The organism is Rosenbergiella gaditana (assembly GCF_018494065.1).
GTDB lineage: Bacteria > Pseudomonadota > Gammaproteobacteria > Enterobacterales > Enterobacteriaceae > Rosenbergiella > Rosenbergiella gaditana.
The window spans coordinates 16849-42191 of the sequence record NZ_JABBFR010000015.1 but is presented as its reverse complement, the minus strand read 5'-3'; the positions used below and the strand labels follow the sequence as shown (position 1 = coordinate 42191).

The following is a 25343-nucleotide window of genomic DNA, read 5'->3' as shown; positions in this document are numbered from 1 at the left end:
CGTTTATACAGTGTGAGTGGTTAACAACGCGTTAAACCAAGAAATTCGATTATTGATGGAAAGTGACGCTCGACAGTGATGAATGCATGGTTTCCCCCCTGTTCAATCGTTTGACGGCATGCTGAATAGTAAGCAACGGCTTCGGTATAATCTAATACCTCGTCACCGGTTTGTTGCAGTAACCAGAGCAGTCCAGGCTCGACTAACGGGGTAACTTCAAGCGTCTTCAAATCGTTTATGTGGCGAGACTCTAACACATATTTTTGCCCGGTGTATGGATTCTGGTTATCACCTAAAAAATTCATTAATAACTCAAAGGGTCTCACCGCAGGATTGATCACCACCGCTGGAACGCGATAACGTTGCGACAACCAAGTGGCATAATATCCTCCCAGCGAGGACCCAATAATTCCGACCGGAAGTTCATGACATTGTTGAAATTGCGCATCTAAAAAAGCCGAAATATTGTCCGGCGTCGCGGGAAGCTCCGGAATCTGCAAACGGATCGTCGGGGCATGTATTGCCAACCAACTCGTCAACAGTGCCGCTTTTTCAGAGCGTGGAGAGCTATTAAACCCGTGGAGATACAGCAAAGTCGACATCGTTAATACCCTTCAGAATGAAAGTCGGGCTGAAATTGCGCATCCGCGAGACGTTGAACTTCAGTGAATATTTCCCCTTTAGGACGTAATTCTAGCCAACGCCAGCCTGGAGACAGATTATCAATGGTAAAACCGGTACATTGAGGGCGGAATTGTACGCAGGTCGACGGAGTTGAGAGTATACGTCGTCCCTGCCAAAGGGTATCCATTTCTTGATGGATATGCCCACACATCACCGTTTTTGCGAGTGGATAGCCCTGCAATACTTCTGCCAATTGATGCGAATTACGCAGGCTATGGGTATCCAGCCAGGCACAGCCTGAGGGAATGGGATGATGGTGTAGCAAAATGATGGTATGACGATGCGGTTGACGTGCCAACGCATCGCTTAACCATTGCAGTTGATAGTCGCTCAATAATCCATGGGGAACACCGTGAACTTGGCTGTCGAGCAGCAAAAGCTGCCAGTGGTCGCCAAGCAGCACTGATTTTTGTTCACAGATCCCCTCATCCGCCAAGGTGTTGACCATTGCTGGCTGAAAATCGTGGTTGCCGGGTAACCAGACACAAGGCTTCTGTAATCGGCGGATACCTTTAGCAAAAGCATGATACGCCTCAGTACTATGGTCCTGAGCAAGGTCACCCGTGGCAAGAATCAAATCGATATCACGCTGTTCTGCAATAACAGCGTCTATCACCGCTTGATAGCTTTGCCAAGTATTGACCCCTAATAGACTCTCCTGCGGGGTTTTAAAGAGATGCATATCAGTGAGTTGTAGGAGCCGAATACTCCGATGATCAGCGATCTCAGGCACTAAAGAATTCACTAAAACTCACCTTTTATCCGCGTTGAAATCACTATTGTCTCACATCTCGGGCAGTGCCGTCGCCATCACACCTTGTACCAGACAATAGCGTAGCCATTCAGAAAGAAACTGATTAATTTGATGCTTTTCATCACGTTGATGCAGTTTCCGATTAGGGTAATCATAGCGTGCTTTGAAGCGATAGATCTGTTGTGTCGAACACACTTCTGCAACCATCGCATCATGGTATAACCGTACAGACATCGAGGGTAATTGCCAATAACTGACGACTGGCGCGACTTGTTTAATCATAACGCGGGTGGTGTAACGCGTAGATTCCTCGATCACCACTTGATAGTGGATGCCATTCACTTGATAGGTCAAGGCGGCTCCTTCTACCTCTTCTCTTGGGATCAATCTCCGTAATTGCGCATAGTTTGTTTCATTTAAGCGCATCATTTCTGGGAAATTGGGGGTGTATTGCTGTTTCATGGAGATAACCACTCATTACGTATTTGCTCATGATGCAGGGCGAGCCACTGCAGTGCGATAATAGAGGCTGCATTATCGATAATTCCCGACTCGACCCACTGATAAGCGAGCTCACGACTCACTACTCTGACTAAAATGTCCTCGTTTTCACTCGCTAACCCATGATTCCCTTCTGCTTTGGTCGCGTCGACCTCGCCGATAAATATCGCCAGTCTCTCACTGCTTCCACCTGGACTGGATAAGTAACTGAGTAAAGGCTTAGTGCGCCCGACTTCTACACCGGCTTCTTCTTGCGCTTCACGACGCGCCACATCCTCATCCGACTCCCCCGCTTCACAAATACCTGCGACCAATTCAATTAACCATGGCGTTTTCCCAGTCTCTAGGGCTGGAATACGGATTTGTTCAATTAGCACGACTTCATCACGAATCGGGTCATAAGGTAACAAAACGACCGCTTTTCCGCGTTGAAATACTTCACGCTCAACAGGCTCGCTCATGCCACCCGCGTAGAGTCGATGACGGAATCGATATTTAGTGATTGAAAAGAATCCGTTATACATGGGTTCTTGGTGCACAATTTCAACATCATCGCGTGTAAATTGGGTGGGAGATTTTGGCTGTTTGCACATATAATAGACCTCGGATGTAGAGTTACTCCAATGTTCTAGGACGATTTTCACTAGAAAACTGGGCTATTAATTCAATATTTTACGCTAACGCGCCATGTAAGGCACGTTCAGCCAACTTATTTCATTCTGTCTGTCTGCTACAATTCGATATATTTTTGACCTGACAACTTTATTTTTGCAATTTCGCTGCAACACAAAGGAACGCAAATGAAAAAATTGCTCCCCGTACTCGTTGGTCTGAGCTTAACTGGCTTCAGTAATTTAGGCCACGCTGAAAACTTATTACAAGTTTATCAACAAGCACGTGATACTAATCCTGATTTACGTAGTGCAGCGGCCGATCGTGATGCTGCGTTTGAAAAAATTAATGAATCCCGTAGCCCATTACTTCCACAACTTGGCTTGGGGGGTGATTACACCTTTAACAGCGGTTATCGAGACAGCAGCGGTGTACGTTCCAATGCTTGGGCAGGTTCCTTACAGTTATCACAAACCATTTTTGATATGTCAAAATGGCGTGCGTTGACCCTGCAAGAGAAAACCGCTGGGATCCAGGATGTGACTTACCAAGTCGCGCAACAAGACCTGATTCTCAACACTGCCACCGCCTACTTTAATGTGCTCAATGCGATCGATACGCTCTCTTATGTCGAAGCACAGAAACAATCGATTTATCGCGAACTCGATCAAACCACTCAACGTTTTAATGTTGGACTCGTGGCGATTACCGATGTGCAAAATGCGCGTGCACAGTACGATAGCGTGTTAGCGAATGAAGTGACTGCTCGTAATGATATCGATAATAAAATGGAGGCCTTGCGTCAGGTTACAGGAAATAGTTACTTCTCCCTGTCTTCACTTGATATTGGCCGTTTTAAAACCGAAAGACCGCAGCCTATCGATGCGTTACTGACCAAAGCTGAAAACCATAACCTGTCACTGCTCTCTGCACGTCTCTCTAAAGACTTGGCCCGTGAGCAAATTCGTTATTATGAAACCGGGCATATGCCGACCTTAAGCTTGAATGCCTCAACAGGGCTGACCAATACCAAGTATCAAGGCTATCGAGCTCATACCACTACTAGCACCCAAGATGGCATACAAGGTAATAATCAAGTCGGTGTAAGTTTATCTATTCCGCTGTATTCCGGTGGTTCGGTGACGTCTCAGGTAAAACAAGCTGAGTACAGCTTCGTTAGCTCCAGCGAGAAACTTGAAAGTGCGCACCGTTCAGCGGTTCAAACGGTTCGTTCATCATTTAATAATGTCAACGCGTCCATCAGTAGTATTGATGCTTATCGCCAAGCAGTTGTCTCAGCACAAAGCTCACTGGATGCGATGGAAGCCGGTTACCAAGTCGGGACCCGTACCATTGTTGATGTATTAGATGCGACTACCACGCTGTATAATGCTAAGCAACAACTCTCCGATGCACGCTACGGCTATCTGATTAACCAAATCAATATCAAATACGCGTTAGGGACCCTTAACGAGCAAGATATTACCGCGTTAAACAGTAGCTTAGGAAAAGAAGTTTCTACTTCTCCTCAAGCGGTTGCGCCGGATAATCCAGCGCAAAACAATCGTGCGGATGGCGCCGCCCCGGTGCAGACTCAACAGGCCTCGTTAACCTCTACGGCACCTGTTACTCACTCATCCACGCCCCGCGCAGGTAATCCATTTCGTGGATAATTGAATGATAACGTTGGCAAGGTCATTGCGATTTTGCCAACGTTAGTTCGCGACACATCACTGCACCAAGATACTCGTCATACTAATACTTCCCATATCCATCCCGGTGACTGGCACACTTATCGTGTCATCGGCATGCGCAGCGCCTAAAATGTATAATAGGGGCAGAAAGTGTTCAGGGGTCGGATTCGCCAGTTGTGCTCCGGGTAGCTGCTGATAGTCGACTAATTGATGATGACTATCCCCTGTTTCAGAACACAGACTATCTTGCACTCGTTGGTCAAAGGCTTCCGCCCAAGGATAGATACCCCCCTCTTTCCCCCAGCGCGCCATCGATAAATTATGCACGGTATTGCCACTCGCCAATAATAGAATACCTTCGTCACGTAACGAGGATAGCTGTTCTCCACGCTGATAGTGCCCTTCAGGGGATAATGCTGCATCCAGACTCAATTGCACTACCGGAATATCCGCGTCGGGATACATTTTCACCAATACTCCCCAAGTGCCATGATCCAGCCCCCACTGGTGGTCCAACATAACATTGGAGCCGGAGAGTCGTTGCTTCACCCTTTCCGCCAGCTGAGGATCTCCGGCGGCGGGGTACTGCACATCAAATAACGCTTGCGGGAACTGACCAAAATCGTGGATCGTTCTCGGGTGGGTCATTGCGGTCACTGCTGTGCCTTGTGTTACCCAGTGTGCAGAAATCACTAGGATCGCTTTGGGTCGGGGAAGTTGCTCGCCAAGTTGACGCCATACTTCGGTATAACGGTTTTCCTGAATGGCATGCATCGGATTACCATGGCCTAAAAAGAGTGCTGGCATACGCTGAGTCATGATGAATACCCGTCTCAAAAAGAATTTGAGTCTAGGATACGCCGCTGAACAAAAAACACACCTAGGGAGTGGTGATGATCATTTTCAAAAAAATTGAATATCAATAAGTGGTTAATCAAGGGTGATGACAATCATAACTCCCCCCTGTTCGATCCAGATAACAAGAGAATGATAAGATGTTAAATCAATATTCCGAGATACAGAGAGCTCAGCATAATGAATTGGAAGATAACAAGAATTAAACAATGGTAGAGAATAATCTAACGAAGCTTATTATTAAAAAGAGAGAATGAATAAAAAGAGTGATAGTTATTATCAAAATAACCATGATAGGAAAATTTATAGAGGGCTTTCACCCCTTTAACATACCGCGTGCGGATTCCAATACTTATAAAGGCCTAATGCTACCCACTCAAGGCTAATACTTGACCCAAGATCGATAGCAATAGGCTCACACAATAATCTGAACGGTTATACCGCTTTCTGTTGATCGTGCTGTTGTCGCCATGCCACCAGATCATCAATAGTCACAACCGGCATATTATGCTGCTTAGCAAAAACAATCGCTTCAGGCGCACGCGCCATAGTGCCATCATCATTGGTTAATTCACACAATACTCCTGCTGGGGCATAACCCGCTAGTCTGACTAAGTCGATAGTCGCTTCAGTATGGCCACCACGTGTTAGTACTCCACCTTCACGCGCACGTAATGGGAATACATGGCCTGGACGGTTAAGATCGCCAGGAACAGCATTATCCGCAATTGCCGCACGTACAGTGGTTAAGCGATCGGCTGCAGAAACACCGGTCGTCACGCCCTGAGCCGCTTCGATAGTCACAGTAAATCCGGTACCGTAGGCACTCGAATTATTCTCAACCATCATTGGCAATGCAAGTTGTTCGCGACGTTGCTCTGTCACGCATAAGCAAACAATACCGCTGCCATGACGGATGGTTAGCGCCATTTGCTCAACGGTCATGCTTTGCGCGGCAAAGATCATATCGGCTTCATTTTCGCGATCTTCGTGATCTAAAACCATCACGCCTCGGTTTTCACGAAGTGCCTGTAAAGCCGACTCTACACGCTGTTCTGGCGTGCCAAATTCAGATAAAAGTGTGTTCTGATTCATGGTAAAAAATCCTATATATATTAATAAAATTACCAGAATCAGGGCATAGGAGTGACGTCGATTGACGTAGTAATACAGCAGAGATCGTAATGATCGGAACAGTATCTTTACCCTCTCCCGTCCGGACTATTACCGTCGGCCCCGGATTTACACCGGATCTGCTGACCTTTACCAAAGTGGCTAAAGCGCTCGCGGGCTTTCAGAATAACTGATTTACCGCCGGTGGGGAATTGCGCCCCGCCCTGAGAATAAGCCTCTTCACTATATCGGCAAAATAATCAATACGCAATCAAGCACTAAGTCCAAAATTGGCTTTTCGTGTGCTGAAAATTAGGTTTCACCTCGACGAATTAGCGATTACACTTAAGTGACCTACAGCCTGCACGCCAGAATTCTCAGAGTTACTCCGGCGTTAACCTCGGGAAATAATTATGATTGACGCAAAAAAAATTGAACAGATCGCTCGCCAAGTTCAAGACTCCTTACCTCAGGGAATTCGTAATCTTGGTGATGATGTCGAAAAGAAAATTCGTCAAGTGCTTCAAGCTCAGCTCAGCCGTATGGAGTTGGTTAATCGCGATGAGTTTGATGTACAAACACAAGTCTTAGTTCGTACACGAGAAAAGTTGGCGTTGTTAGAAAAGCGCCTTGATGCATTAGAAGGCAAGCAAGCCACTGGGAGTGAACCGCAAGAAGTGAGCCCAGCTGATGTTTCCAGCGAAACCCCTATCGTACCCGATGTAAAGAACGACTAACTGTCTTGACGTCGCCTGTCCTTGGCGACGTCACGTTATCGACTAATGGCGAGTAATCTTTTTGATGATATTGGTGGTCGATAAGCCTTCTTCGAAATTAAGAATACGGACTTCACCGCCATTGGCTATCACCTCTTCGCCTCCTGCCACCTCTTCTGGACGATAATCACCGCCTTTCACCAGCAAATCAGGCAACAATTCAGCAATCAAACGCTGCGGTGTCTCTTCCTCGAAGGGGATCACCCAGTCAACCGCTCCCAATGCTCCTAGCACAATCATCCGATTCTCAAGTTTATTGATAGGACGGGTAGGCCCTTTAAGCCGCGCAGTCGAGGCATCGCTATTTACCGCAACAATTAAACGGTCACCAAGCTTACGGGCATGGGTTAAGTAAGAGACGTGTCCTGCATGCAAAATATCAAAGCAGCCATTGGTCATCACAATTTTTTCGCCGCGTTGGCGTGCAGCATTCAAGGCTTGTTGCAGGGAAGACTGATTCATAATGCCGAAACCGTCTTCTGGACGAGCATGTAATGCATTTTCCAGCTCAATCGGCGTCACGGTTGACGTACCGAGTTTACCCACAACAATGCCTGCCGCGGTATTCGCTAAGAAACTCGCTTCTTCCAAGCTACAGCCACTGGCTAATGAGGCGGCTAATACACCGATAACGGTATCCCCAGCGCCAGTAACATCGAACACCTCTTGCGCTTGGGTAGGAAGGTGTAGCGGCGCCCTATCGGGTTGCAACAGCGTCATTCCTTGCTCGGAGCGCGTGACTAACAAGGCACTTAACTGACAGCTTTTCAATAACGCCATGCCTTTTTCAACTAGCTGCTCTTCGCTATGACATTTCCCCACCACGGCTTCGAACTCTGACAAGTTTGGTGTCAATAATGTCGCCCCCCGGTAGCGTGTAAAATCGTTACCTTTAGGATCAATGAGTACGGGAATGCCTGCCTCTCTAGCTTGAGTGATCAGCGGTTGGATATCCGCTAATGCGCCTTTGGCGTAATCCGATAACACTACCGCCCCGATATTATCGAGGGCAAAAGGCATACGCTCGGCAATTTTCTCACTCTGCTGCTGATCGAATGGCTGTTCAAAATCCAATCGGATAAGTTGCTGGTTACGGGAAAGCACCCTTAACTTCGTAATAGTCGGATGTGTGGCCAACGCCACAAATTGGCAATCGACTCCCACTTGCGTTAACGCCGCACTAAGTTGTTCAGCCGCTTCATCTTCCCCCGTCAACCCGATGATACGAGAGGCTGCTCCCAGCGAAGCGACATTCATCGCAACGTTGGCTGCGCCACCTGGGCGCTGTTCAACCTCATCCACTTTGACGACAGGAACCGGGGCTTCCGGAGATATCCGTTGTGTTGGCCCGTACCAATAGCGATCAAGCATTACATCGCCAATCACTAATACTCCTGCACGATTAAATTCAGGCAGTGAAACCTTCATGCCAGCAACTCCAAGCTAGATTTGTTTAACATTTTACGCCTATCATATCACAGCACATGCAGAATGGCGGCGCTTGCCGCCGCGCTCAGACAAAAGCCTTACTACTCGAGCACTAGCCACTGTTGCCAAGTCGCTTGCGTCACCGATCGCTGCTGTAGAAATTGATGCTCATCCACTACACCATTATCCCCTTGTAGCGCTAAATGATGCAACGCATCGCGCAAAGTAATGTATGCCTGGGTGAGTGCCTGCGCTTTCTGCTCAGTTAATAATCCTTGCTGCGCCAACATTTCGAAAATACGCACATTATCCGACCAGCGCGTTAGCCTAGGGTGATCGGCAGCAAACCGCAGGATCCAATACTGTGCTAAGAACTCAATATCGATAATTCCGCCTAGATCGGCTTTTATATCCCAAAGCGGCAGATGTTTGTTCCCTAAATGCTTAAGCATTTTTTCACGCATTTCTGCCACCTCGCTGGTGAGCTGGGCGACGTCCCGCGGCTGACAGAGAATGGCCTGTCTGATTTGAGAAAATTTCTGTTGTAACGCTTGATCGCCAAATACCGTTCGTGCGCGAACCAGCGCCTGATGCTCCCATGTCCAAGCTTCTTGGCGTTGATAGTCCTCGAACGCGTCGAAAGTGGTGACAAGCATTCCCGCTGCGCCCGATGGCCGTAAGCGTGCATCCACTTCGTATAAAATACCGGAGGCGGTTCGGGTGCTAAAGAGATGGATAATCCTTTGTGCCATCTTCAAATAAAATTGACGACTTTCAATACTGCGCTCGCCAGTGGTGACGGTATCGGCTGGGCAATCATGCAAAAAGACTAAGTCTAAATCAGAACGATACCCTAGCTCCCAGCCACCTAATTTTCCGTAACCCACTACGGCAAAACCTGGGCCCTGTTCTGCGGTAAGGTGATTTGGGCGACCATAGCGCTGCACCATCAATTGCCATGCCTGCCAGACAACCACTTCTAACAATGCTTCGGCCAACCAGGTGAGGTGATCGCTAACTTTCATCACCGGCAAAGTGCCGGCAATATCTGCCGCGGCAATGCGTAACTGCTGTGTGAGCTTAAATTGACGCAGTGCCTCAACTTGCTGCTCTTCATCCTCTTGAGGAATACGCAGTAAATATTCACGAAGCTCTTCGCGGTAACTATTATTAGGCGCGGGCTGATAGAGGGTGTGTGGGTCCAATAACTCGTCAAGGAGTAACGGATGACGAGCAAGCTCTGTCGCAACCATCGGCGAAGCAGCACATAACCTCACCAGATGTTTCAAGGCTCCTGGATATTGGATAAATAACTCTAGATAGGTGCTGCGGCTGGCAACGCTGAGTAACACTTCGGCTAATCGGGAAAACGTTGAGGCGGCGTCGGGACGGGGACAGACCTCCGCTAAGATTACCGGCATTAACTGATCAAGCGCCTGACGTCCCCGCGGCCCAACCGTACGCCGTCTGATATCATGTTGAAAGTGTTGCAATGAAGAGAGTAAATGCTGTTGCTGCTCAATAGTGAGTTGTGGCGTTGATAACTGCAACTCATCGAGGTCGGGGGCTTCTAACCACCAATGTTGGGTGTAATGCTCAGGGCACTCTTCTGTACGAGCCTCTTCCTCACCAATTAGCTCCACAAAGATTGTATGAATCCCTTGCATCACTTGATCGAGGGTGGAGGCTAATAGGGACCAGTGTTCCATACCCATCGCCCACGCCAATCGTTGGCGGTTTAGGTCATCCTCGGGCAATGTTTGCGTTTGTTGATCACCGATGCTTTGTAATAGGTTTTCTAAACGTCGTAGAAAAAGGTAACCGGAATAAAGTGCTTGCGCTTGTTGCTTGGGAAGTAAGCCTAAGGTTTCTATCGATTGAAGGGCGGCTAAAAATGAGCGCGTTTGCAAAGACCGCTCTCTCCCCCCGCGAATTAACTGAAAGACCTGAACAATAAACTCGCACTCACGGATGCCACCAGCGCCCAATTTAATATTGTTTTTTAGCCCTCTACGCCTGACTTCCCGCTGAATTTTACCTTTCATCGACCGTAGCGATTGAATCGCACTAAAATCGATATAACGGCGATAGATAAAAGGCCGTAAAAGCTGTCGTAGCTCCTCACTGTAAGGCGGGTGTTCATCCCCCATCAACCGTGCCTTCACCATCGCATAGCGTTCCCACTCTCGTCCTTGTTCTTGATAATAGTCTTCGAGTGCCGCAAAACTTAATACTAGGGGGCCGCTGTCACCAAACGGTCGTAAACGCATATCCACTCGGTAGACAAACCCATCAATGGTCGGTTGGTCCAAAACCTTAATCAGTCGCTGCCCCATACGCATAAAAAATTGCGCATTATCGAGCTCGCGACGTCCACCCACAGTGCTGCCATTTTCTGGCCATGCGAAAATTAGGTCGATATCTGAGGAGAAATTTAACTCACCGCCCCCCAGTTTCCCCATACCAAGAATCAGTAAAGGTTGAGTCTGTCCCTCAGTGTTAGAAGGCGTTCCCATCTCCTGACAACATTGCTGCCAGCACCAATCACGCGCCGCTGCAATCAGTAATTCGGCTAAGTAGCTCAGTTGCTGCAGTGTCTGCGCCGTAGTCGCAATATTGAGCGTCTGCATCCAAGCAATACGTACCAACATTTCACGACGAAATAATCGTAAACGCCGCATTACCTGTGCTTCGGTTTCGGCAGGTACAGACTGCAAGTCGAGCCACTGTTGGTAATGTTGCCACTCATCCGCCTGCGGGGGGTGGTCACGTAGACGCTGTTGCCACTCCGGATGTTGCTGCACGTTATCCGCGACAAAATCGCTAAAAGCGAGTACGGCAAACAACGGGTCTTGAGGCGAGACTTGATCCTTAATACGATGTTCCGCTTGCTGAATTAATGCTAACGGGAGTGGCAACATAATTTTCTCTCTTAGTGGTTAAGTGAGTCTTTCGCTGTATTGCTCGTCAACCAAAAGGGCGATAAAGGCCGCGATGGAAGTGGCAAGCGGATCACCTCTTGGCCTGCTGAGACGAGGTGTTGTCTGGCGAGTAACCAAGGGGCTAACCAGCCTTCTACCTGCTCTAGCGGGTATGCACTACTCAGCAAGCCTATGGCAAGCGTTAATTTATCAAGCCTAAATAACGTCGTGCTAAGTTGGTTAGAGATGAGCGTTTCTGCCGCAAGAGCATGTAACTCCGCCGCACAACGGCTTAACATCACATCGCAAAAACGCTTGAATGAACCCTCTAAGCGTTTGAGCTGCCGGGTATTGACTGACTGACGCCACGGTTGTTCAACAATCAGTTCGATCAGTTTTAGCTGCCCCATTACCCAATCAGCAGAGAAACAGAGATTCGATGCATCCGGTTTTTTCTGCTGCAACGCTTGGTCAAGCAAGAGCAATTGTTGACGGAGCTCGCTACTTACTGAGCGCGGTATCAGCCCACCAAATAGTGAGAACGTTTCACGAATCGCTAATAACGTCTGCTGCAGTAGCGCAGGCATCTGCTTGTCACCTGCGAGCCAGTGTGATTCCAATAACTGCCAGCGACGAATTAAGCCACTCAATAATGTAGACAGTCCTTGTTCACAAGTTGCTTTTGGCTTAACCGTTAGCTGAGTCAGTGGCTCGACAACTGGCAGGCCATTACCTTGCACTAACTCATAACCCCGCGCAGCTTTACTTTGCCCCCCCAACCTTACACCACCGTCTTTCACTAACTCGTTCGCTAACGCAAAGATATCGGTGCGCTCCCCTTGTAGCAGCTCAAGTTCAAGCTCTAGCAGGGAGGCTGTCTGCTGTTCTGCACTGACGGAGCCTTGGTCGAAAGCGACTTCTATTTCACTGTTGCCGTAGGTAATGACCCACTTCTCACGGGTAAAATTAGTACTGAATAGTGGATTAAGCCGTTGCTGTAATGCGGAAATATCTGTCCCTGAAGGCCAGACATCCTGGGGTAACAAGGCAATATTCAACTGGCTATCTTGAAGGGGGACATTGTATTCTGGACGTTGATGTAACCCACCAATCTCTTGACCAGCCGTTTTCAATGTCATCTCATAGTGGCCATCTTTCCCACGTACACGCAATCCCATATCCCAACCACGCAGTTGGTTGTCTGCCGTTTCATAATAGTGGTTCGTAAGCATAGTTGGCGACGTATAGCGATGAGGGTATAGAGCCAATTGTTTCTTGATCGCATCAATCTGATCAGGGTCGATAAGAAACTTTAGTTCGATTTCAATGGTCATAGTTATCCTGTTACTACTCTTTTGGTGCGGGATCTTTCACTGTTATTGCCATGCAGGGTAATCCACTAAAGACGTGCTGTCTCTGATTTGTTAGGATCTCACTGTGGGGAGAACAGGAAATTTCTCATTTATAACATAACTTGACGCCTACAGACTGTTGCGACACTTACTATTAGAACTGTCATCCAATGAAAAAAATTATTTTTGCAGGTTGCTTACTGCTTACACTAGGCCAATCGGTCACACTCGCTCACGCAGAAACTACCCGATATATCTCGGACGATCTCTCTACGTGGGTACGCAGTGGTCCAGGGAATCAATACCGCTTAGTTGGACAAGTGAATGCAGGGGAAGCCGTGACGCTGCTTAGCACCAATCCTGAGACGCATTATGCGCAGATCCGCGACCAACAAGGCCGCACTAACTGGATCCCAGAATCTCAACTGAGTGACAATCCAAGTTTTAAAGTGCGCGTTCCCCAATTAGAACAGCAGGTCAAAACGCTGAGCGATAAGTTGGCGAATATCGATAATAGCTGGAATCAACGCACCGCAGAAATGCAACAAAAAGTCGCCGGTAGCGATGGTGCAATCGATCAATTGAAAGACGAAAATCAGCGTTTAAAGAACGCATTGATTGTTGCACAGAAAAAAGTCGACGCCGCTAACGTCCAACTCGACGATAAGCAACGTGCAATTATCATGCAGTGGTTCTTATACGGTGGCGGTGTTCTGGGGATCGGCTTAATCTTCGGCCTCTTTTTACCCCACATGATCCCTCGTCGTAAAAATAAAAATCGTTGGATGTAACTCGTGCAAAAATATCTAGTGGGAGGCGCGGTTAGAGACCGTTTACTTGGGTTACCCGTGACCGATCGTGATTGGGTGGTGGTTGGCGCTACCCCCGATGCATTGTTGGCACTTGGCTATCAGCAGGCGGGTCGAGATTTTCCGGTATTCCTCCATCCGACCACTCACGAAGAGTATGCCCTCGCACGTACTGAACGCAAAACCGGTAGTGGTTATACCGGTTTCGATACTCGCTTTACGCCAGAAGTCACCTTAGATGAAGATCTGCAGCGGCGCGATCTGACCATTAATGCCATGGCGCAAGACGCTGAGGGGGTGATTATCGACCCCTGGCAGGGCCAGCAAGATTTAGCACTACACCTCCTGAGGCATGTATCGGTTGCCTTTGTCGAAGATCCCTTACGCGTGTTACGGGTGGCACGCTTTGCTGCGCGTTTTGCTCCACTGGGTTTCTCGATTGCCGAAGAAACGTTGGCGCTGATGCAGCAGATTACCCAGAGCGGTGAATTGGCTTATTTAACCCATGAACGAGTCTGGAAAGAGACTGAAAAAGCGCTTTCAACCGATTCCCCCTCTACTTATTTTTCGGTCTTACGTCAATGTGGTGCGCTAGCGGTGCTGTTCCCTGAACTTGATGCGCTCTTCGGCGTCCCCGCCCCCGCAAAGTGGCATCCAGAAATTGACACCGGCGTTCATAGCCTAATGTCACTGGATATGGCCACCCAGTTAACCGATGATCCTTCCCTACGTTTTTCAGCCTTGTTACATGATGTCGGTAAAGGCTTAACGCCTGCTGAATGTTGGCCTTCGCATCCAGGTCATGGTGTTGCGGGGGTTCCCCTGATTGAGGCCCTTTGTCAGCGGTTAAAAGTACCCAATCACTATCGCGATATTGCACGCTTAATTACTGAATTTCACGATATAGTCCATAGTGTTGAGAAATATTCTGCAGAGCGTCTAGTAACGCTGTTTGATCAGCTTGATGCCTGGCGGAAACCTGAACGTGTGGCACAATTAGCACTGGTGAGCGAAGCCGATGTTCGCGGTCGCCTCGGCTGGCAAAATAAAGCTTATCCTCAATCGGAGCAGTTACTAAAAATTTTTGCTGCAGCCCAAGCAGTCAGTGTTGCGCCAATCGTGGCGGCGGGATTCACAGGTAAAGCGGTGCGGGATGAGTTAACCCGACAACGCATTCTGGCGGTGGAAGGTTTTATGGCTAAGTTGCTGAATGGGTAACGAGAACCTGATATCCCCTTCATCGAAGATAAAGAAAAAGGAGCGATATTTAGGTAAAGAATACCGCTCCTCCCCCCACAAATGAATCCGCTTTATTAGTCAATAAAGTTTCTAATCACCTACATAAACACATACCACACCAGTAATGCCACGAAGAAGCGATAAATCGCGAATGCGATAAAAGAGATACGCTTAATCACGGTAAGGAAAACTTTTATCGCTAACAAGGCAACTAAAAAGGCCGCAAGAAAACCGGTGGCGAACATCGGTAAATCACTCAACGATAGAAGTCCGATACTCTTCACTAAATCAAGGCCTGTTGCGCCAATCATCATGGGTACTGCGAGTAAAAATGAGAACTCAGAGGCAGCAAAACGGCTAACACCAACTAACAATCCGCCGCTAATGGTCGATCCTGAGCGGGAAAAGCCAGGCCATAACGCCAAGCATTGGAAGCAGCCGATTAAAAAAGCTTGTCGATAAGATATGTCATCAACGCCTACCGCTTTGGGTTTAGCGGGCTTCAGCCACTCTGCGGCGATTAATAAAATACCGCCGGCAATTAATGAATAGAAGACATTCTGTGGGGTAAATAAGGCCTTGATTTTATCGTGAAACACTAACCCTAAGACTACGGCCGGGAGCATCCCGCAGAGAATATGGATAAGAGACAACCGCCCTTGTCCGACCCCTTCATGCGGCACTTTTCCAAAGTGAATTCCGATGAGTCCAAATAAACGACGCCAGAACATTACCACTACCGCGAGAATCGATCCTAATTGAATGACTATCTCAAAGGTTTCGGCTTTATCACCCTGAAAACCTAATAAGTGACCCACTATAATTAAATGCCCCGTCGATGAGACGGGAAGAAATTCAGTTAGCCCCTCGACGATACCGAGCAGCGTCGCCACACCCAACGGGTGAATATCTATCATTACTCATTCCTCTTGTCATGACCTAAAAATAAGAAAAGAAAAAAATTTATTTATATTTTAATATTGAGGGAAAATACCGCGGGTAATTTTAACACCAACGCTACGAGCTTGAGCAACGGCTCCCGGTTTGTTGACGGTAATGCGTACTCCTGGCGTAGCAAACTCACGCATCAATAACTCAGCCACTTCTTCAGCAACTCGCTCGACCAATGCGAAACGCTGATTCTCAAGATGCCGCAACACCGCTTGGGCAACCTCGGCATAACTCAAGCAGTCATTCACATCATCGCTTTTAGCCGCCAAACGGTTATCCCATGCAAGTTCAATATCCACTAATAACTTTTGAGTGATCTGTTGCTCCCAATCAAACGCACCAATAGTGGTAAATACAGTTAACTGCTCAATAAAAACAATATCCATCTATCAACTCTCTTTGTTTAATGATGCCTCGGTGATACCACTCAACGATATTTATGCGTATTATCTTAGCTATTGCTAACAACTTTACACCTCTCAGGTGGGAATATTATGACAGCTATCGCCGTAGGAATGATTATATTTGCCTACCTTTGTGGATCGATATCGAGCGCTATCGTGATCTGTACAATCGCACGCCTGCCTGATCCTCGCCTTAGCGGTTCTGGTAACCCTGGTGCCACCAATGTATTGCGCCTCGGTGGCCGCATCGCCGCGCTTGGCGTACTCTTGTTTGATGTCATCAAAGGTATGCTCCCCGTCTGGTTAGCATACCATCTCCATCTTCCTTCAATGATCTTGGGCTTGGTCGCGATTGCCGCTTGCCTTGGTCACATCTACCCCGTGTTTTTTAAATTCCAAGGCGGTAAAGGTGTGGCAACGGCGTTGGGAGCCATAGCGCCTATCGGCTTAGATCTAAGTGTGTTATTGATTGGGACTTGGCTATTAACCGTATTTCTCAGTGGTTATGCATCCCTTGCTGCAATTCTCAGCGCGCTGGTTGCCCCATTTTATGTTTGGTGGTTTAAACCGCAATTTACCTTTCCAGTCGCCATGCTCTCCTGCCTCATTTTGTTGCGGCACCACGAGAATATTCAACGGCTATGGCGGGGGGATGAAAAGAAATTACTGAAACGTCGCTGGTTTTGTCTAAAGAAAAAATAACCCGGCGAGCCGGGTTACAATGATTAAATCGGAGTCAATTCAGATAATGGCCATCGTGGGCGAACGGTGATACGAGTATCTGCCGTGGACCCTGCCTTTAATCGCACCATCCCCGCATAAGCTATCATCGCGCCATTATCGGTACAAAAAGCGGGCCGAGCATAAAAGACCTCACCCCCACGTCCGATCATCATGGCTGACAATTTTTCACGCAGGTTTTGGTTAGCGCTTACGCCTCCGGCAATTACCAGATTCTTAAATCCTGTCTGCTGCAGCGCACGCTTACATTTAATCAATAACGTGTCGACGACCGCATCTTCGAAAGCCCGGGCAATATCAGCGTGGGTCTGCGCATCGCTAGGATTGGCGCGTATGGTGTTCGCCGCAAAGGTTTTTAGTCCTGAAAAACTAAAATCGAGTCCAGGGCGATCGGTCATAGGACGCGGGAAAGTGAAACGTCCGATCGTTCCCGTTGCCGCCATTTTCGCTAATCGCGGTCCGCCAGGATAATCTAACCCTAATAATTTTGCGGTTTTGTCAAAGGCTTCGCCCGCCGCATCATCGATCGACTCACCCAACAATTGATATTCACCGATCGCCGTGACACTGATTAACTGCGTATGACCACCCGAAACGAGCAGTGCAACAAAAGGAAATGAGGGAGGAGTCTCTTCTAACATTGGCGCGAGCAGATGCCCTTCCATATGATGGACGGCAACAGCGGGTACATTCCATGCAAACGCGAGAGAACGCCCAACGGTCGCCCCGACCATTAAGGCACCGACCAAACCTGGACCGGCGGTATAGGCAACAGCATCAATATCGTTGCTAGTCAGATTAGCTTCTTGTAATGCCGCATCTATCAATGGTAGTAATTTGCGGACATGGTCGCGAGAAGCCAGTTCCGGTACCACGCCACCATAATCGGCATGGAGCTCCACTTGGCTATAAAGTTGATTAGCGAGTAGTCCCGCTGCTTCATCATAGATGGCTACACCGGTCTCATCGCAAGATGTTTCTATACCTAATATACGCATGATTTTCCCCTCACTCATTGCCCGCAGTGTAACACAGCGAGCCGTTATGCGAATAATGCAAAGCTGAGCAATTAAATAATTATCGACCTTGCAGAGGAGTTTAGGCTATAATTTGCGCCTTCCTAAAACCGGCATCCACTGCACAGGCATTGTTCCGTTGGTTTGAAATTGTTCATGGTGCTTTACTTTACAGGTCATGCTGAAGTAAAATGCTGCACCATTTTGAAATATGCTGGCGAGACAGCCAGTCGAAATCGAATTTATCGAGGTGAGAGTTACATGCCGGTAATTAAAGTACGTGAAAACGAGCCATTTGACGTAGCACTACGTCGCTTCAAGCGTTCCTGTGAAAAAGCAGGCGTTCTAGCTGAAGTTCGTAGCCGTGAGTTTTATGAAAAACCTACGACTGAACGTAAGCGCGCTAAAGCGTCTGCAGTTAAGCGTCACGCCAAAAAATTGGCTCGCGAAAACGCACGCCGCACTCGTCTGTACTAAGTAGTTTCGGAGGAGTTTTCTTCTCCATTGCGTATTTTACGCAGACCGAGTCAAGTATCAGGCCGTGCTTTCCGAAAGGAAGCGCGGCTTATTGTCGTTTGTAAGCATAAAAACAGGTGTCATGGCTGGTAGAATACCAAGTAGTTTTATCAATGACTTGTTAGCGCGAACCGACATTGTCGACATCGTCGATGCGCGAGTACGCCTCAAGAAACAAGGTAAAAACTTTCACGCTTGCTGCCCCTTTCATAACGAAAAAACACCCTCTTTTACTGTGAACAGCGATAAGCAGTTTTACCATTGCTTCGGCTGTGGTGCACACGGTAACGCTATCGATTTCTTGATGAACTTTGATCGACTCGATTTTGTCGAAACCATTGAAGAGTTAGCCACCATACATGGCTTAGAGGTTCCTCACGAAACCGGGCAATCCGCGACACCGATGGAACGTCATAAACGGCAAAGCCTTTACCAATTGCTGGACGGATTGAGCCAATTTTACCAACAGGCATTGGCTCAGCCGACATCCACCTCGGCGTCAGGATATTTAGAGAAACGAGGCCTCAGCGAGGCAGTCACGACGCAATTTGCGATTGGCTATGCGCCCGCTGGATGGGATAACGCGCTTAAACGTTTTGGAAAAAATAACGACGATCGGCAATCTTTGGTTGAAGCCGGTATGTTGGTCACCAAAGAGAATGGTCAGCATTATGACCGTTTCCGTGACCGTATAATGTTCCCGATACGAGATAAACGTGGCCGAGTGATTGGCTTTGGTGGACGAGTTTTAAACGATGAAATACCCAAATATTTAAACTCGCCAGAGACATCGATTTTCCATAAAAGTCGTCAGCTCTACGGCCTGTATGAAGTCAGTCAGGCCCATAACGCTCCAACACATATTTTAGTGGTTGAAGGGTATATGGATGTTGTCGCCTTAGCGCAATATGGTGTCGATTACGCCGTTGCCTCCCTAGGAACTTCAACAACCAGTGAACATATTCAATTACTTTACCGGAATACGGAGAATATTGTCTGCTGTTATGACGGCGACCGCGCTGGGCGCGAAGCTGCTTGGCGGGCTCTAGAAACAGCTCTGCCCTATCTCAGTGATGGGCGCCAATTGAAATTTATGTTTCTGCCGGATGGTGAAGACCCAGATACCCTGATCCGTAAAGAGGGTAAAGCTGCCTTTGAGCAACGGGTCAAAAGTGCGACCAGTTTGTCTGATTTTCTATTCGACACCTTGTTGCCCCAGGTTGACCTAAGTAGCCGTGAAGGAAGAGCGCGACTAAGCCATTTAGCGATACCACTGATTAACCAAGTTCCGGGCGGAACGTTACGAATTTACCTCCGTCAAGTGCTTGGGCAAAAGCTCGGTATTTTGGATGATCAGCAGTTAGAAAAGTTGTTACCCCAACAGGGTACGAGCCAAAGTTCAACGCCCGCTCCAGCGCTAAAACGGACCACGATGCGTGTACTGATTGCTTTACTGCTTCAGCGCCCGAGTTTGGTCAGTGCCGTGCCAGCTTTGGATGCGCTAAAAGAGGTAAAACTGCCTGGGTTGCCTCTGTTTGTTGAACTGGTTGCCTTCTGTACTGCACACCCGGGTATTACCACCGGACAAGTGTTGGAGCATTATCGTGATAACGAATTGCGCCAGACCCTTGAAACACTAGCCACTTGGCACCATATGATAGTGGATGAAGAAGTTGAAGCGGTATTTATCGACTCTCTTGCCAGTATTTACAATGTTGCACTTGAACAACGTTTAGAATCTCTGATTGCTCGCGAACGCACAGCGGGGTTGAGTAAAGCAGAACGGCAAGAGTTACAAGCTCTTGTTACCGCGTTAGCGAAAAAATAGCCAGAATCTTGGCAAAGTTTACGTCATCACTCTGACATAATTGACAGAGTGGCACTATAATGACAGTTACAGAATTGCGAAAGTACTTATATCCTGCGGCTTAAGTGCCGATTATTGAGGGCTGATGCCCGTTGCTGCGCAAAGGCTGCAGCCCCTTAAACGCCTTTACAGTTTAATTGGTTCTGCCAATTACCTCTTTATACTAACAGAAGTGTGGATACCGTCTTATGGAGCAAAACCCGCAGTCACAGCTCAAGCTACTTGTCACCCGTGGTAAGGAGCAAGGCTATCTGACCTATGCTGAGGTCAATGACCATCTGCCGGAAGATATTGTCGACTCCGATCAGATTGAAGACATCATTCAGATGATCAACGACATGGGTATTCAGGTGATGGAAGAAGCCCCTGATGCCGATGACTTGATGTTGAATGAAAACAGCACAGATACTGACGAAGATGCTGCAGAAGCCGCCGCTCAGGTGCTGTCGAGTGTTGAATCGGAAATTGGCCGGACCACTGACCCAGTGCGTATGTATATGCGCGAAATGGGAACCGTTGAACTGTTAACCCGTGAAGGTGAAATCGATATCGCTAAGCGTATCGAAGATGGGATTAACCAAGTGCAATGTTCGGTTGCTGAATACCCAGAAGCTATTACTTACTTGCTGGAACAGTACGACCGAGTGGAAGCTGAAGAAGCAAGACTCTCCGATATTATTACTGGATTTGTTGATCCTAACGCTGAAGAAGATATCGCCCCTACCGCGACTCACGTCGGGTCTGAGCTGTCTGAAGAAGACCGCGATGATGACGAAGATGAAGACGAAGACGGTGATGATGATAGCAGCGAAGACGATAACTCTATCGACCCAGAATTGGCGCGCGAGAAATTTACAGAGCTTCGCACTCAGTATGAAACGACCCGTGATGTGATCAAATCCAAAGGTCGCAGCCACAAAGATGCAGTGAAAGAGATCAATAATCTTTCTGAAGTCTTTAAGCAGTTCCGTTTAGTACCGAAGCAGTTCGATTACCTCGTCAACAATATGCGTCAAATGATGGACCGCGTTCGTTTACAAGAACGTACTATCATGAAGATCTGTGTTGAACTCAGCAAAATGCCGAAAAAGAACTTCATTACCCTATTTACCGGTAATGAAACAAGCCCAACTTGGTTTGAAGCCGCACTGGCAATGAAAAAACCATGGGGCGAGGCATTAAAACAAAACGAAGAAGAGATCCAACGTTTTGTGCATAAGCTAGTACAAATTGAAGCAGAGACTGGCCTGACCATCGAGCAAGTTAAAGATATTAACCGTCGTATGTCGATCGGTGAAGCGAAAGCGCGCCGTGCGAAGAAAGAGATGGTAGAAGCAAACTTACGTCTCGTGATCTCTATTGCTAAAAAGTACACCAACCGTGGATTACAATTCTTGGATCTGATTCAAGAAGGTAACATTGGCCTGATGAAGGCGGTTGATAAATTTGAATACCGTCGCGGCTATAAGTTCTCAACTTATGCAACTTGGTGGATTCGACAAGCCATTACCCGTTCGATTGCTGACCAAGCTCGTACCATTCGTATCCCAGTGCATATGATTGAGACTATCAACAAGCTGAACCGTATTTCACGGCAAATGCTGCAAGAGATGGGACGCGAGCCTTCTCCAGAAGAGTTAGCTGAACGCATGCTAATGCCTGAAGATAAGATCCGTAAGGTATTAAAAATTGCGAAAGAGCCAATCTCCATGGAAACGCCAATTGGTGATGATGAAGATTCGCACTTAGGTGATTTCATTGAAGATACTACGCTTGAACTGCCATTAGACTCGGCAACTTCAGAAAGCTTACGCTCAGCCACCCATGATGTTCTGGCTGGTTTGACCGCTCGTGAAGCGAAGGTACTGCGTATGCGTTTTGGTATCGATATGAACACCGACCACACGCTGGAAGAGGTAGGTAAACAGTTTGATGTTACGCGTGAGCGTATCCGTCAGATTGAAGCCAAAGCGTTGCGTAAACTTCGCCACCCAAGCCGCTCAGAAGTGCTGCGCAGCTTCCTTGACGAATAAGCCAAACTGACTCAATCAGCCCTTCCTAGTGAAGGGCTTTTTTTTGCTTACCCCAACGCTGGCGTCATCACTGAAACATGAACGGCTGTCGGCGTAAAGGGGGGGACCTTACCCGCTCTGACCATTACTTGGAGTACATCGACTCGCTGCAAGGCCCATTGCGTTAACCACGCTTCACTCACCCACTGCTCATCAATATCCAGCCTCACAAACTCTCCAGCTAAACAGCTGAAAGCCGCTTGAAGAAGTAACGTGAGGATACCGCTATCCTTAACATAGTAAGGACCGAGAGAAAACCCGCGACCAAAGCGGTGACAGCCAATTGAGCCAAGGATTTCACCTTGCTGATCCGTCAGGATAAAGACACGCTGCTCACGTAACAAATAGTCGTAAAGCTGCGGGCGTTTCATTCCTGTCGCACAATACGCTAACTGTGCTAACTGCGGGCGCTGGTCATCGGTCGCTAACCTAACCTGATAACCTTCAGGCAATTCTGGTGAAGGAATTGTCGGTAGCTGCGGTGTCTGGAACTGAGATAGCATACCGCATGGAGCGAAACCTAATTTAGTATACAGGCTCGCTCCCTGTGGGGTAGCATGCAGCCGTAATTGCTGCTCAGGATAGTCCGCCATCAAGGCGAGCATTAATTGCGTCCCAATCCCCTTCCCCTGCCAAGCCTTATCGACCACAACAACGCCAACCGAGGCATGATGCTCGTCCCAGCACCAGGCCATAACCGTACCAATCACCTGACCGTCATGTTCTATGGCATAGCCTTCGCCTAGGGTTAATAGCAATTGCCAATCGACTAAGCGGTGTGGCCAACCATACTGTTGGGTTAAACGAAAGCCTGCAGCGGCATCGGTATAGTGCAATTTACGAAGCTGCATCGGGGTTAACCTCAGCCTTTAATGAAGGCAGCACTGCTTAAATTTTTTACCGCTGCCACATGGACAGGGCTCATTACGCCCCACTTTGGTTTCGACGATCTTCGGTTGTGGCGCATTTTGCTTCGCATGAAATGACCAATATTGGTAAAGATCTAACACTGCTGCAGGAATTGCATCAATATGTTCTTCAAATTGCTCAGCCGTTAGCGTATTCACTTCCTCAGCATGAGCTTCAGAACCATGTAAGGCAATTAATTGGTACGCTGAGTGTAATTGTTCCGACACCGGCTGCAGCTTCGCTAGGCCGATACCGCGCATATAGCCGTAGCACCAATCCCCAATCACCGTAAAGCTTTGTCCTTCCAACTCTTGCTCGCCAAACAGCGGTTCAAATTGCTCAGGAAAATCGACTAAACGCTCTTCAATATCCGCCATATGTTGGAAAGTGAGATCCATAAAGCGGTTACGTTCACGACTCGTTTTCCATTGCGGTATCTGCTTTTCGCCGCCCCATAACGCAACCATCCAATATTCAGGCTCGATAGCGACCGGAGCAGAAAGAATTGCGGTGAGGTAGCCATCAAGTTCGGAAATATCAATCACTGAGTTTTCACTTGCATACTGCTCTAGCGTATCATCAAGCCATTGCAATTCGTTTTCTGTGAGTGGGCCTTGTTTCATTTTCTCTTCTCCGCAAATACAACAGGCGCAAGAAGCGCCTGAAAGGCCTATCATAACAGCGAAGCGTTTAGCACGCTAAATTTAGCTCACTGTCATTGCGTATTATTCCACGTGGGTCGCAGGGAGTACTTTAGCCTTAAAGGGTGCGATGCCTGCCTTAGGGAGTAGGATATTTAATAGTATCGCGACTAAGCCACCGCTGGTCACTGCACCATGCATCAGGCTTTGTAAAAAGACCGGCAGTCCACGAATGATATCGGGTTGCGCCTCAATACCTAATCCAACACCAAAGGCGATGGCGATAATTAACATACTCCGATTATCTAAGGCTTCGCGGGTCATGATACGGATTCCCGCGGCAATCACGTTGCCGAACATCACTAATGTCGCGCCCCCCAGTACCGGCTTTGGTAGCTGTTGTAAGATATGACTGAACATAGGGAAGAAACTGAGCAGCAGTAAAAGCCCGCCAATCCAATATCCTGCATAACGGCTGGCCACTTGGGTCATCTGAATCACACCGTTATTTTGGGCAAAGGTTGTATTAGGAAAAGAGTTAAAAGTCGCCGCGATTAAGCAACTTACCCCATCGCCAATAATTCCGCCCTTAATACGTTGGGTAAATTCAGGGCCTTCTAGCGGTTGCTGGGAGATCATACAGTTTGCTGTTAAATCCCCTACTGCTTCGATAATGGCAATTAAGGCAACCAGGGCGATGGGAACGAACATGCTCCAACTGAAGGCAAAGCCAAAACGGAAAGGAATAGGTAAAGTGATTGCCGGGCCAGCAAAGGATAGTTGTGGGTGGAAGCTTCCTTGCCAAGCAGCAATAATTGTCCCTAATGCAATACCACTGACAATAGATGAAAGACGCAGCCAAGGTGATTTGCAGCAATTTAGGGCAATGATCACGGCTAAGGTAATCCCCCCCAGTAATAAGTGAGAAGGCGCACCGAAATCAGTGGCGGTCGCCCCACCACCCCAATCGGTGACACTCACTTTTACGAGGCTAATCCCAATTAATACGATAACAATACCCGTCACTAGCGGAGTCAGGATTTTAGCAAAAAGGTGAATAAAGCGACTGACGATAATCGGGATTAATGCCGCGACCAAGCTGGAGCCGAAGATCATCGCCAAGATATCTTCAGGTAAAACCCCTTGCTGTTTCATCGCCAGTCCCCCGGAGATAATCACGCCTAAGAAGGCAAAACTTGTCCCTTGTAAGCAAATCATACCCGCGCCAACTTTCATAAAGCGTCCCGCCTGCACGATGGTACCCAGACCCGATGCAAACAATGACATGCTAATTAAGTAAGGTAAGTAGCTATTTAGCCCCAAGGTTGAGCCAATAATTAAGGGGGGCGTGATCACCCCGACAATACTCGCCAAAATATGTTGGATTGCGGTAAACAGCCCCGCCGTGAGAGGCATTTTCTCGTTTAAGCCGTAGAGAAGTTGATGTGGGCGAGTAGGCTGTTCCATGGTCTTGGCTCCAATAGTTGC

At 47.9% G+C, this 25343-nt stretch carries 23 protein-coding genes and 1 riboswitch; of the genes, 8 read left to right on the top strand and 15 right to left on the bottom strand.

The window, feature by feature from the left end:
- Nucleotides 1-20: 20 nt before the first annotated feature.
- The 4 genes from yqiA to nudF are packed head-to-tail and all read right to left on the bottom strand — an operon-like array spanning nt 21 to nt 2532.
- On the bottom strand, nt 21-602 hold the full coding sequence (yqiA, locus tag HH682_RS11415; protein WP_214237674.1) for an esterase YqiA: 582 nt from the start codon (nt 600-602) through the stop codon (nt 21-23).
- A gap of 2 nt (nt 603-604) precedes the next feature.
- Nucleotides 605-1429: a 3',5'-cyclic-AMP phosphodiesterase gene (cpdA, locus tag HH682_RS11410; protein ID WP_214237673.1), complete on the bottom strand. Its 825-nt coding sequence runs from the start codon at nt 1427-1429 to the stop codon at nt 605-607.
- 39 nt (nt 1430-1468) lie between these two features.
- The gene (locus tag HH682_RS11405) at nt 1469-1900 is read right to left on the bottom strand and encodes a DUF1249 family protein (RefSeq protein ID WP_214237672.1); all 432 of its coding nucleotides are present in this window, start codon (nt 1898-1900) and stop codon (nt 1469-1471) included.
- A complete protein-coding gene (gene nudF / locus HH682_RS11400) occupies nt 1897-2532 on the bottom strand; it encodes an ADP-ribose diphosphatase (protein ID WP_214237671.1) in 636 nt (211 codons plus the stop codon). The genes HH682_RS11405 and nudF overlap by 4 nt, the downstream gene beginning before the upstream one ends.
- A 207-nt stretch (nt 2533-2739) precedes the next feature.
- Here nudF and tolC point away from each other — a divergent pair, with 207 nt between their 5' ends.
- On the top strand, nt 2740-4224 hold the full coding sequence (tolC, locus tag HH682_RS11395; RefSeq protein WP_214237670.1) for an outer membrane channel protein TolC: 1485 nt from the start codon (nt 2740-2742) through the stop codon (nt 4222-4224).
- Between the two features lie 57 nt (nt 4225-4281).
- Here the strand turns inward: tolC and ygiD are convergent, their stop codons facing one another.
- Entirely contained in the window at nt 4282-5064 is a 783-nt protein-coding gene (gene ygiD, locus HH682_RS11390; RefSeq protein WP_214237669.1) for a 4,5-DOPA-extradiol-dioxygenase, read from the bottom strand.
- A 471-nt stretch (nt 5065-5535) separates the two neighbouring features.
- The gene (ribB, locus tag HH682_RS11385; protein WP_214237668.1) at nt 5536-6195 is read right to left on the bottom strand and encodes a 3,4-dihydroxy-2-butanone-4-phosphate synthase; all 660 of its coding nucleotides are present in this window, start codon (nt 6193-6195) and stop codon (nt 5536-5538) included.
- A gap of 105 nt (nt 6196-6300) precedes the next feature.
- Nucleotides 6301-6449, bottom strand: a riboswitch (FMN riboswitch).
- A gap of 177 nt (nt 6450-6626) precedes the next feature.
- Here ribB and ubiK point away from each other — a divergent pair.
- Complete coding sequence (ubiK, locus tag HH682_RS11380; RefSeq protein WP_214237667.1) at nt 6627-6950, top strand: ubiquinone biosynthesis accessory factor UbiK; 324 nt, start codon at nt 6627-6629, stop codon at nt 6948-6950.
- Nucleotides 6951-6992: 42 nt separating this feature from the next.
- Here ubiK and hldE read toward each other — a convergent pair whose 3' ends face one another.
- The 3 genes from hldE to HH682_RS11365 form a co-directional block, all read right to left on the bottom strand.
- On the bottom strand, nt 6993-8417 hold the full coding sequence (hldE, locus tag HH682_RS11375; RefSeq protein ID WP_214237666.1) for a bifunctional D-glycero-beta-D-manno-heptose-7-phosphate kinase/D-glycero-beta-D-manno-heptose 1-phosphate adenylyltransferase HldE: 1425 nt from the start codon (nt 8415-8417) through the stop codon (nt 6993-6995).
- Between the two features lie 101 nt (nt 8418-8518).
- Nucleotides 8519-11338, bottom strand: coding sequence for a bifunctional [glutamate--ammonia ligase]-adenylyl-L-tyrosine phosphorylase/[glutamate--ammonia-ligase] adenylyltransferase (gene glnE, locus HH682_RS11370; protein WP_214237665.1), 2820 nt, complete (start codon nt 11336-11338; stop codon nt 8519-8521).
- A gap of 11 nt (nt 11339-11349) precedes the next feature.
- On the bottom strand, nt 11350-12672 hold the full coding sequence (locus HH682_RS11365) for a CYTH domain-containing protein (RefSeq protein ID WP_214237664.1): 1323 nt from the start codon (nt 12670-12672) through the stop codon (nt 11350-11352).
- A 188-nt stretch (nt 12673-12860) separates the two neighbouring features.
- On the opposite strand from HH682_RS11365, the gene HH682_RS11360 reads away from it, so the two are divergent.
- On the top strand, nt 12861-13481 hold the full coding sequence (locus HH682_RS11360; protein WP_214237663.1) for a TIGR04211 family SH3 domain-containing protein: 621 nt from the start codon (nt 12861-12863) through the stop codon (nt 13479-13481).
- A 3-nt stretch (nt 13482-13484) separates the two neighbouring features.
- Nucleotides 13485-14717, top strand: coding sequence for a multifunctional CCA addition/repair protein (locus HH682_RS11355; RefSeq protein WP_214237662.1), 1233 nt, complete (start codon nt 13485-13487; stop codon nt 14715-14717).
- A gap of 119 nt (nt 14718-14836) precedes the next feature.
- Here the strand turns inward: HH682_RS11355 and bacA are convergent, their stop codons facing one another.
- Together bacA and folB are read right to left on the bottom strand one after the other, a co-directional pair.
- On the bottom strand, nt 14837-15655 hold the full coding sequence (gene bacA, locus HH682_RS11350; RefSeq protein ID WP_214237661.1) for an undecaprenyl-diphosphate phosphatase: 819 nt from the start codon (nt 15653-15655) through the stop codon (nt 14837-14839).
- A 57-nt stretch (nt 15656-15712) separates the two neighbouring features.
- On the bottom strand, nt 15713-16075 hold the full coding sequence (gene folB, locus HH682_RS11345; protein WP_214237660.1) for a bifunctional dihydroneopterin aldolase/7,8-dihydroneopterin epimerase: 363 nt from the start codon (nt 16073-16075) through the stop codon (nt 15713-15715).
- Nucleotides 16076-16183: 108 nt separating this feature from the next.
- Here folB and plsY point away from each other — a divergent pair, with 108 nt between their 5' ends.
- Nucleotides 16184-16795, top strand: coding sequence for a glycerol-3-phosphate 1-O-acyltransferase PlsY (gene plsY / locus HH682_RS11340; RefSeq protein ID WP_214237659.1), 612 nt, complete (start codon nt 16184-16186; stop codon nt 16793-16795).
- Between the two features lie 23 nt (nt 16796-16818).
- Here the strand turns inward: plsY and tsaD are convergent, their stop codons facing one another.
- On the bottom strand, nt 16819-17832 hold the full coding sequence (gene tsaD, locus HH682_RS11335) for a tRNA (adenosine(37)-N6)-threonylcarbamoyltransferase complex transferase subunit TsaD (protein WP_214237658.1): 1014 nt from the start codon (nt 17830-17832) through the stop codon (nt 16819-16821).
- A gap of 279 nt (nt 17833-18111) precedes the next feature.
- Between tsaD and rpsU the strand changes: the two genes are divergently transcribed.
- The 3 genes from rpsU to rpoD all read left to right on the top strand — a co-directional run bounded on the left by rpsU (nt 18112) and on the right by rpoD (nt 22266).
- Nucleotides 18112-18327, top strand: coding sequence for a 30S ribosomal protein S21 (gene rpsU, locus HH682_RS11330; RefSeq protein WP_008103436.1), 216 nt, complete (start codon nt 18112-18114; stop codon nt 18325-18327).
- 121 nt (nt 18328-18448) lie between these two features.
- Nucleotides 18449-20194 carry a DNA primase gene (gene dnaG / locus HH682_RS11325; protein ID WP_214237657.1) on the top strand — a complete coding sequence of 582 codons (1746 nt, stop codon included), beginning with the start codon at nt 18449-18451 and terminating at the stop codon, nt 20192-20194.
- Between the two features lie 227 nt (nt 20195-20421).
- The gene (gene rpoD, locus HH682_RS11320) at nt 20422-22266 is read left to right on the top strand and encodes an RNA polymerase sigma factor RpoD (RefSeq protein ID WP_214237656.1); all 1845 of its coding nucleotides are present in this window, start codon (nt 20422-20424) and stop codon (nt 22264-22266) included.
- A 47-nt stretch (nt 22267-22313) separates the two neighbouring features.
- Here rpoD and HH682_RS11315 read toward each other — a convergent pair whose 3' ends face one another.
- From HH682_RS11315 to HH682_RS11305, 3 genes are all read right to left on the bottom strand, one after another.
- The gene (locus tag HH682_RS11315; protein WP_214237655.1) at nt 22314-23156 is read right to left on the bottom strand and encodes a GNAT family N-acetyltransferase; all 843 of its coding nucleotides are present in this window, start codon (nt 23154-23156) and stop codon (nt 22314-22316) included.
- 18 nt (nt 23157-23174) lie between these two features.
- Nucleotides 23175-23837 (bottom strand): YecA/YgfB family protein, encoded by a 663-nt coding sequence (locus HH682_RS11310; protein WP_214237654.1) that lies wholly within the window; start codon nt 23835-23837, stop codon nt 23175-23177.
- A 102-nt stretch (nt 23838-23939) separates the two neighbouring features.
- Nucleotides 23940-25322: a nucleobase:cation symporter-2 family protein gene (locus tag HH682_RS11305; RefSeq protein WP_214237653.1), complete on the bottom strand. Its 1383-nt coding sequence runs from the start codon at nt 25320-25322 to the stop codon at nt 23940-23942.
- Between the last annotated feature and the right edge of the window lie 21 nt (nt 25323-25343).